Source organism: uncultured Streptomyces sp. (genome assembly GCF_947488945.1).
Taxonomy (GTDB): domain Bacteria; phylum Actinomycetota; class Actinomycetes; order Streptomycetales; family Streptomycetaceae; genus Streptomyces.
Map to the genome: position 1 here is coordinate 1 of NZ_CANLBS010000074.1, position 909 is coordinate 909.

The window sequence follows — 909 nt, forward strand, 5'->3', positions numbered from 1 at the left end:
TCCGCTGGGCCGTTTCGTTTGGATCAGCGGGCTGACCAGAGGAAGATGCCTGCGATGTGGAGGCCGGCCAGGTAGATGGTCGCGGTCTTCTCGTAGCGGGTGGCGATCCCTCGCCATTGCTTGAGGCGGTTGATGCGCCGCTCAACGGTGTTGCGCTGCTTGTAAGCCTCTCGGTCGAAGGCAGGTGGGCGCCCGCCCCGGCTGCCGCGCCTCAGCCGGTGGACATTCTGGTCGGCCCGGACGGGGATGACCGCCCGGATGCGGCGACCACGCAGGTGCCCGCGGATCGCGCGGGACGAATACGCCTTGTCCGCCAGGACCACGTCCGGCCGGGTGCGGGGCCTGCCCCGGCGACGGGGGACGCGCAGGCGGGCCATCACCTCGGTGAAGGTCGGCGCGTCGTTGGCCTGTCCGCCGGTCAGGACGAAGGCCAGCGGGCGGCAGCGCCCGTCGGCCGCAAGGTGGATCTTGGTGGTCAGCCCTCCACGGGACCGGCCGACGGCATGGTCGGCCGGCTCGCCTGCCGGGGCCCCTTTTTGCGGGCCCCAGCAGCGTGCTGGTGAGCACGGACGATCGTGGAGTCCACCGACACCACCCAGTCGAGGTCGTCCTCCTCGTCGGCCTGTGCCATCAGCGCGGTGAACACGCGCTCCCACGTGCCGTCCGCGGCCCACATCCGCAACCGGTTGTAAACGCCCCGCCAGTTGCCGAACTTCTCCGGCAGGTACATCCACTGCGTCCCGGTCTGGAACTTATAGGCGATCGCGTCGATCACCTCACGGTGATCCCGCCACCGCCCACCCCGCTTCGGCGCCCGGTCCGGAAGTAACGGCTCGATCCGCGCCCACTGCGCGTCAGTCAACGGCACAACCAGACCAACGATCGGATGATCTGAACGAAACGGCCTAG

The 909-nt window shown here is 69.3% G+C and carries 1 protein-coding gene; it reads right to left on the minus strand.

Annotation, left to right across the window (positions count from 1 at the left end):
* Positions 1–23: 23 nt before the first annotated feature.
* Positions 24–874, minus strand: a protein-coding gene (locus Q0994_RS33870) for an IS5 family transposase (RefSeq protein ID WP_299542573.1) whose coding sequence is annotated in 2 segments (ribosomal slippage) — positions 24–535 and positions 535–874 — 852 coding nt in all. Because the reading frame shifts where the segments join, the coding sequence is not laid out codon by codon here.
* Positions 875–909 lie beyond the last annotated feature (35 nt).